Here is a 7,710-nt window from a genome sequence, read left to right on the forward strand (position 1 = left end):
TCTGTACGCCGACCTGGTTCCCGACCGTGTGCGGGTCCTTGGCCCGGACCACCCCGACACTTTCCATGTGCGGCACCAGCACGCCCGCTACACGGCCGGGGCCGGTGACGCGGCAGCCGCGCGGGATCTGTATGCCGATCTGGTGCGCGACCACATCCGGGCCCTCGGTGCTGACGATCCCGAGACCCTCCGCGCACGGGACTGGCATGCCTTCTGCACGGCCGAGGCGGGTGACCCGGCTGCCGCGCGGGATCTGTACGCCGACCTGGTTCCTGACCGCGTGCGGGTCCTCGGCCCCGACCACCCCGACACTCTCCACGTGCGGCACCAACATGCCCGCTACACGGCCGAGGCGGAGTGACGTGGCTATGACTTGTTCGGCCGCTTATGTTCGGAGCCAGATGACGAGGGCTGCCGCACTTGCCGTACCGAGGTAGACCGCAGCCGGTGGCGTTCGCAGACCGTTTTCCAGGGCCCGAATCGTTCAGGGAGATCACGCCACTGCACACTGGTCCGCCCCGGTGCAGAATCCCGTCATCACCTGCCGATGGTCCCGCCACCGGCCGCAACGCCCGTTACCGACCGGCAGAAACGGCCGCAGCCGTTCCCACTCCGCAGCACTCAGACCACCCCGTCCTATGTCCACATCAGCGACATGAGCCAGGAGTAATCACGATCGACCGGACAAGTCCTGGTCGCTGAGGAGGCGTTCCCACAGCAGCCCGTCCCGCCAGCTCCCATCGAGAAAGATCGAGGAGTGCGCGACGCCGTACGGACTGAACCCCTTGCGTCGCAGCACGCGCTGCGCCGCAGATGGCCACGCTTGCGGTCGTGCATGTGGCCGTCGTGCTGGTGTGGTTGCTGTTCTGGACATCGGTGGTCGCTGCCTCGCGGACGAGGATCGACACCCCCCGATTCCGGTGTTGGACGAACCGCCTGGCGGGAGCCGGGGTCGCTCTGGGGATCCGAACTGCCGCAGCGAGCTGAGTTCGCACCCACTTCCCGCAGGTGCTTGTCGCGGCCCACTACTTGGTCTGTCTCCCCACAGGACCCCAGGACAGCCCTTACCGCAGCGCGACGAAGAGCAGAACAGCCGTCGTCATGGCGGCGGCTGCCCCCGCGGCGACACGCGAGACCCAGCGGCGCGACGGGATCCAGGTCACCTGGGGCCGGGTCACGCCCGCGTAGACGTAATAGACGCGGTCCTGTTCCTCCGCCAGCACCACGCGCGCGAGCGGCAGGTGGCGGATCGAGACCTGCCTGCTCACTTCGCCCCTCTTCTTCACGAGGCTCCGCTCGATCGCGGAACGATGGTGAGCGGCGAGATCCGCGGGCAGCCGGTCCTTTGCCCCCACCACCGTCTCCCGCCACGCGCCCCTGCCCTTGAGCCGTGACCGGATGATCCACGGCGCGCGGGGCGGTGGGGGAGCCACGTCCTCGTCCTCCGGCGCCCGCGTGATGGTCGCGCCCCGCCAGACGGTGAGGCGTCCCTTGCCCGTACATGTGTCGCAGGTCCACCGTCCCCGCCCCTGGCAATGCCGGCACTTCACTTTGCCGTCACCGCCGCAGTCGGTGCACAGCGTCTTTCCCCAGCCCAGGCAGCGCGGGCACGCCGTACCGGACGCCTCGCACAGGGCGCAGTCGACGCGTACGCCGGTGCGCTTCACGTTCTGCGGCGCGACGGGTGTCACGGGAGCCTTGCGTGATCCTCCCCGCCCGCGGCACTTGGTGCAGGAAGTGACGCTCTTGCAGTCCGTGCACGGCACCTGCGGCTCGCACTGAAGGCGCCCCGTCCCCTTGCAGTTGGGGCACTGCTGCTTGCCGTTGCTGCAGTCGTGGCACGGCACTTCACGGACCGAACCCTCCAGAACGACGTGCACGGTCTCACGCCCGCGAGGATCCTTCGGAGGGTCCTGCCGATAGGCGTCCAGGTCCTCGACGACCGGGCGTCCCGACAGGTCGAACGGCGCCGGGCGGGTCTGCTCGCCCGTCGTCCGCGACTCGATGCAGCGGGTGACGGTGCAGTCGAGGAGAGGCTGGTGCTCGATCCTGGCGCTGCTCGCCAGGCGCTGCAGTTCCGTCTCGCCCGAACGTCCCCGGTGCTCGGCGACGGCCGCGAGCACCTCATCGTCCGGCAGTGCGTTGTCCGGTGCGTCGGCCATCGCAGAGTCCCCCTCCACGGAAGCGCCTGGTCACCCGCCGGGCGGCGGCACCTGTCGTTGCGCAGGGCCCAAGTCTGTCGCAGAGCGCCGATGTCCGGAAGGCCACCACGGCGGCGGGCCGGCCGGCCCCGCCCCAGTGCCGCCGTGTGTCCCGGGGTGCGTGACGCACGGTCGGTCAGGGATCGGCGGTGCGCCCCGACGCCGAACGCACCGCGGGGACTTCTTCACGGAGGAGGCGGCAACCTTCCCACGGACGGCGGCGACGAACAGTGCAGCAACGGCCCGGACTTCCATCCCCCACTTCAGGAGGACACGTGCGAATCGGACTCGACGGCCGCCACAGGCGCCCGAGACATCTGCGCAGGTTCGGAGCAGCAGGCCTCGCCGGCGGCCTTCTGCTCGGCGGCGCGGCAACGCTCTCGTTCGCGCTCTCGGCCCCGTCCCCCTCCCCGGCTTCGACCGCGAGCGCCGGCGGTCCGGTCACGGCCGCAGCCACCGTGCAGGCGGAGAACCTGGACCGCGGACTGGTCAGCGTCCACGACGGGGCGGACAACCTCGTCAGCTGGCGCCTGCTGGCGGGCGATCCCGGTGACGTGGCGTTCAACGTCTACCGTGCCGGTACGAGGGTCAACGACCGGCCGATCACCGGCTCGACGAACTTCCGGCACAAGAACGCGCCGTCCCACGCCGACTACCAGGTGAAGGCCGTCGTCAACGGCCAGGAGCAGGGCTTCTCCGCGCACGCCGTCCAACTGCGGGCCGGGTATCTCGACGTGCCCATCTCCAAACCGGCAGGCGGCTCCGACTTCGGCTACGCGGCCAACGACGCCTCCGTCGGCGACCTCGACGGCGACGGAGACCTGGACATCGTCCTCAAGTGGGACCCCACCAACTCCAAGGACAACTCCCAGGCCGGCTACACCGGCAACACGATCGTCGACGGCTACACCCTCCAGGGCACCCGCCTGTGGCGCATCGACCTCGGCCGCAACATCCGGTCGGGCGCGCACTACACGCAGTTCCAGGTCTTCGACTACGACGGCGACGGCAGGGCCGAGGTGGCGATGAAGACCGCCGACGGAACCCGCGACGGCACAGGCACGGTGATCGGCAACTCCGGTGCGGACCACCGCAACAGCGAGGGCCGGATCCTGACCGGCCCCGAGTACCTCACGATGTTCCGCGGTTCGGACGGTGCCGCGGTCTCCACCGTGGACTACGTGCCCGCGCGCGGCACCGTGTGCAACTGGGGCGACTGCTACGGAAACCGCGTCGACCGCTTCCTGGCCGGCACGGCGTACCTGAACGGCAGCACTCCCTCCCTGATCATGGCCCGCGGCTACTACACCCGTTCCGTCATCGCCGCATGGGACTTCAGGGACGGCCGGCTCACCCGCCGCTGGACCTTCGACACCAACAGCTCCACCAACCAGGGCAAGGGCTACGACGGACAGGGCAGCCACAGCCTGTCCATCGGTGACGTGGACGGCGACGGCAGGGACGAGATCGTCTACGGTGCGATGGCCGTCGACGACAACGGCAGCGGACTGTGGACCACCCGCACCGGCCACGGCGACGCCCAGCATCTGGCGGACCTGGACCCGGACGACCCGGGCCTCGAGTATTTCAAGGTCTCCGAGTCGACCAGCCAGCCGTCCTCGCTGTACATCGACCCGGCGAACGGCGGCGTCCGCTGGAAGACCGGATCGGGCAGCGACAACGGCCGCGGCGTGGCCGGCGACATCTGGGCGGGCAACGCCGGCGCCGAGATGTGGTCGGCGGCTGACTCCTCCATACGCGACAAGACCGGCGGCACCCGCGGCCGAGAGCCGTCGTCGGTCAACTTCCTCGCCTGGTGGGACGGTGACACGACGCGCGAGCTGCTGGACGGCACCCGCATCGACAAGTACGGCACCAGCGGCGAAACGAGGCTGCTGACCGCGTCCGGCGTGCACTCCAACAACGGTACGAAGTCCACTCCGTCGCTCTCGGGCGACATCCTCGGCGACTGGCGCGAGGAAGTCGTCTGGCCGACGACCGGCGACACCGCACTGCGGATCTACTCCACGCCCATCGAGACGGACAAGCGGTTCACCACCCTGCTCCAGGACCGCATGTACCGCACGGGCCTGGCCTGGCAGAACACCGCGTACAACCAGCCGCCGCACCCGAGTTACTTCCTCGGGCGGTGACGACGGTGTCCCGGGCCGCGCCGACGGCCCGGGACGGGCCCGCTCAGGCCGACGCCCCCACCGCGTCCACCAGTTCGGCGAGCGCCGCGGCCAGGGCCTCGAGGCCCGGTCCGGCGGGGCCGCCGGGCTCCGACATGTAGACGTCGCGGCGTATCTCGATCATCAGGGCGCCGACCCGCCGGTCCTGGCCGTAGTGCTTCAGCGGGACGTACGTACCCGCGAAGGGGCTGTCCAGGCCGGTGCCGCCGAAGCCCGAGAACGCCTTCCGCGCCGCGGCGAGCAGCTCCGGCGGCGTGTGGAAGGAGTCCGTGCCGAGGCAGATCGGGGGCCGGGGACCGTCGCCGTGCAGCTCGTAGGGGAGGGCCTCGGTCGGGTACGAGTGCACGTCGATCACGACCGCCCGCCCCACGGCCTCCAGCCGGGCGTCCACGGCGTCGGTCACGGCCCGCGCGTACGGAACGAAGTAGTCCGCGATCAGCGCCGCCGGGTCGAAGCCGGACGGGCGAAGCTGTTCCCGGTGCGTGGTCCGCGTGTAGACGGCGCCCATGCCGACGGCCAGCATCTCCTCCCGTTCGTCGGGGAAGCGCTCGGGGTCGACGACGAGACGCGAGAGCTCGTTGACGAATCGCCAGGGCGCGACGGTCGCGGACGCCGCGGCGCCCGCGGCGATCTCGGCGGTGTGGGAGTCGGTGATGTGGTCGAGCTCCGTCCGGAGCGCCGCGTCGTCCAGCACGATGCCGGCGCGTACACCGTCGGGCACGGTCCGGGCGGAGTGTGGGACGTGCAGGATCACGGGGGAGTCGGCCGCCCCGGGCAGGAGCTGGTAGGAGGCCGGGGTGCTGGTGTCGTTCACGTGGTGTTCCTTGCTGTGGTGGTTCGAACTCGGGGAGGCAGCGCGCCTCTCCGCCATGGGGACGCCCGGTCGCCGTGACGGCGCGGACGATCTCCACCGACTTTAACGGCGGGGTCCGACAACGACCCCAGGCCCCCGCCCGGCGCCCCCGTGCCGGGCCGTGCGGCCGCCCGCGAGAGAGCCGGCGTGGGCGGCCCGCAATCCGGTGGAGGTGCGTGCCGGCGACGGACATGATGGGCCGCATGACTCATCTCCCCCTTCCTGTAGAGGCCTTGATCGTGGTCGACGTCCAGTCGGCGTTCGTCACCGGCGACGGTGCCGTCCCTGACGCGGCGCGCCTGGTGGACCGGACGACCGACCTGATAGCCCGGGCGCGGAAGAGCGGGGCGCTCGTCGTCCACCTGCAGAACGACGGGTTCGCCGGGTCGGAGGACGAACCGCACACCCCGGGTTGGGAACTCCACCACCCTGTCCTGAACGGCCCCACAGAGGTCGTGATCCGCAAACCGCAGGACGACGGCTTCGCACGGACGTCGCTGGGGAGCCTGCTCACCGACTCGGGCGTGAAGTCGATCGCCGTCTGCGGTGTGATGTCGGAGATGTGCGTCCAGGCGACGGCGCGCACGGCCCTTGCGCTCGGCTACCGGGTCGTCCTGCCGCACGACGCACATGCGACGCAGAACATCCCGGCTGCGCCCGGCATCAGCGACGCGATTCCCGCCGCGACGGTCTCGCGGGTCGCCGAGTGGGCCCTCGGGAACGACGTCGAGATCACGGCACACGCGTCGGACGTGCACTTCACGGCCGCGCCTCCCCAAGGGCATCGCTGACGTCCGGTGCCCCAGAGCCAGGAGGACCCGGGCGCCCCACGCCCCTCACCGGGCGGGACGACCCGGACGGCCGCGCCCGTGCCGTGTGGGGATCGCCGTCGGCGCCGCGTTGTCAGTGGGGTGGTCTTGTATGGGCGCATGACTGTTCATGACGTCGCCGCCGCGCTGCCCGCCATTCCCGACCTGCTGAAGTTGTGCCGGTCGATCGCCATGGCGGAAGCCGTGCTGAACCAGGGCGACTACCGGTACTACACCTTCGACGCCGCATGGTCGGACACGGAAGAGGTCTTCGCCATGCGCAACGGCAGCGGGGACGAGTTCGACATCGTGTTCTCGCCCGCGGGTGTGTACGTCCGCGGCTTCGACCACGAGTCGCCGATGAGCCCGTACGCCGACGACACGGTCTGGCCGGGCGTGCTTGACGAGGTGCCCGACGTGTTCCGGGCATACGTCGAGGAGCCGGCCTTCATGGACGAGGACATGCCCAGTGTGACCTTCTGCCTGTGGCGCCGGACGGGCGACGACCGCTGGCACGCGGGCCGGATCGACTTCCCCGACGACAGTGACGACCCCGACGGCTCCGGGTGGATGTTCGACCTGCCCGTCGATCCGAGCCCGGAGGCGTTCCAGTCGTTCGCCGAGGACTACTACGAGCGACCCGTGGACCTGGACGCCGTGCGCCGCATATACGAGCAGCGGCCGTTGACCCAGGACCTGGTGGAGCGTCTGAACCCGGCCGCTTCCTTCGCCCAGGTCGTGAAGGAGGCGAAGGAGATGGGATACCCGGTCTGACGGGCCGGACCGGCTCGGGCGTCGCCCACGCCGAGGGGTACACCGCAGCGCGGTGCTGTGCCCGGCCAGGGTCGGCGTCGGGTCACCATCGGGTGATGAGCGGCGCGTCCGGTTCGTGCTGCCGCCAGGCTTCGGTGACGCGTGCGATGCGGGCGGGGGCGGCGATGCCGCGCACGGTTGCGATCCTGCCGTCGGCGATGTCGAACGTCACGGTGCCGATGACTCGGTCGCCGACCACGAAGAGGATGCCCGGGGAGCCGTTGAGGGCCGCGTAGTGCACGGCAGGAGTGCCGCCGGCGAATCGCCGCTTGGCGGGGGTGGGTTTGAAGCCGGCCCGTGCGACGGCGGCGACGCGCTGCGGAGTGTCGAACCGCAGCAGCCTCTCGGCCAGTCCGGCGCCGTCGGAGATCGCCGTCGCGTCGTCCGTGAGCAGCGCCACCAGCCGTTCCGTGCGGCCCGAGGAGGCCGCGGCGAGGAACTCCTCGACGATCCTGCGGGCTGACGCCTCGTCGACTTCGCTGCCACCGCGGCGTCGCGCCGCGGTGATGCGGCGCCGGGCCCGGTGAAGGTGCTGCTGGCTTGCGGACTCGGTCATGTCGAGGATCTCGGCGATCTCGGCGTGACTGTGTGAGAACGCTTCACGCAGGAGGTAGACGGCCCGCTCGAGAGGTGACAGGCGTTCCATGAGGGTCAGCACGGCCAGGGAGACCGATTCACGCTGCTCGAAGGTGTCGGCGGGGCCGAGCATGGGGTCGCCGTCGAGGAGTGGTTCGGGCAGCCAGGCGCCGACGGTGCGTTCGCGGCGGGCCTGTGCCGAGCGGAGCCGGTCGAGGCACAGGTTGGTGACGACCTTCGTCAGCCATGCTTCCGGCACCTTGATC

The 7,710-nt window shown here is 70.6% G+C and carries 7 protein-coding genes; 4 read left to right on the forward strand and 3 right to left on the reverse strand.

Going from position 1 to position 7,710, the window contains the following annotated elements; all coding sequences use genetic code 11:
* On the forward strand, positions 1–361 hold a 361-nt coding region (locus ACWGH4_RS07760; RefSeq protein ID WP_453457026.1), incomplete at its 5' end, for a tetratricopeptide repeat protein.
* Between the two features lie 703 nt (positions 362–1,064).
* On the opposite strand, the gene ACWGH4_RS07765 is transcribed toward ACWGH4_RS07760, so the two are convergent.
* Positions 1,065–2,162 carry a hypothetical protein gene (locus ACWGH4_RS07765; protein WP_453457029.1) on the reverse strand — a complete coding sequence of 366 codons (1,098 nt, stop codon included), beginning with the start codon at positions 2,160–2,162 and terminating at the stop codon, positions 1,065–1,067.
* A gap of 314 nt (positions 2,163–2,476) precedes the next feature.
* On the opposite strand from ACWGH4_RS07765, the gene ACWGH4_RS07770 reads away from it, so the two are divergent.
* Entirely contained in the window at positions 2,477–4,354 is a 1,878-nt protein-coding gene (locus tag ACWGH4_RS07770) for a rhamnogalacturonan lyase (protein ID WP_453457032.1), read from the forward strand.
* 43 nt (positions 4,355–4,397) lie between these two features.
* Here the strand turns inward: ACWGH4_RS07770 and ACWGH4_RS07775 are convergent, their stop codons facing one another.
* Positions 4,398–5,207 (reverse strand): N-formylglutamate amidohydrolase, encoded by an 810-nt coding sequence (locus tag ACWGH4_RS07775; RefSeq protein ID WP_453457035.1) that lies wholly within the window; start codon positions 5,205–5,207, stop codon positions 4,398–4,400.
* 242 nt (positions 5,208–5,449) lie between these two features.
* On the opposite strand from ACWGH4_RS07775, the gene ACWGH4_RS07780 reads away from it, so the two are divergent.
* A complete protein-coding gene (locus tag ACWGH4_RS07780) occupies positions 5,450–6,037 on the forward strand; it encodes an isochorismatase family protein (RefSeq protein WP_453457038.1) in 588 nt (195 codons plus the stop codon).
* A 138-nt stretch (positions 6,038–6,175) separates the two neighbouring features.
* Positions 6,176–6,829: a hypothetical protein gene (locus tag ACWGH4_RS07785; protein WP_453457041.1), complete on the forward strand. Its 654-nt coding sequence runs from the start codon at positions 6,176–6,178 to the stop codon at positions 6,827–6,829.
* Between the two features lie 82 nt (positions 6,830–6,911).
* Here ACWGH4_RS07785 and ACWGH4_RS07790 read toward each other — a convergent pair.
* On the reverse strand, positions 6,912–7,710 hold a 799-nt coding region (locus tag ACWGH4_RS07790; protein WP_453457044.1), incomplete at its 5' end, for a sigma factor-like helix-turn-helix DNA-binding protein.

This window comes from Streptomyces sp. NPDC054847 (assembly GCF_053610925.1).